Genomic DNA, 238 nt, shown 5'->3' with positions numbered 1-238 from the left:
TCAACCCGGTGGTGATCGGCAAGGCCCGCGCCAAGCAGGCCGCGCAGCTGCGCGAGGACCCGACCACCGGCCGCGGCCACGTCATGCCGCTGCTGCTGCACGGCGACGCGGCCTTCGCCGGCCAGGGCGTCATCGCCGAGTGCTTCACCCTGTCGGGCCTGAAGGGCTACCGCACCGGCGGCACCGTCCACTTCATCGTCAACAATCAGATCGGCTTCACCACCAACCCGCGCTATTC

1 protein-coding gene is annotated in these 238 nt (G+C 69.7%); it reads left to right on the top strand.

Features of this window, described 5'->3' with window-relative positions; translation table 11 throughout:
* A partial coding sequence (locus tag D1614_RS28435) for a thiamine pyrophosphate-dependent enzyme (protein WP_206610182.1) occupies window positions 1–238 on the top strand: 238 nt, incomplete at both ends.

It is taken from the genome of Maribellus luteus (genome assembly GCF_003576475.1).
Classification (GTDB): Bacteria; Bacteroidota; Bacteroidia; order Bacteroidales; family Prolixibacteraceae; genus Draconibacterium; species Draconibacterium luteum.
The sequence above is the reverse complement of the archived record's forward strand: the minus strand, read 5'-3'. Positions and strand labels throughout refer to the sequence as shown.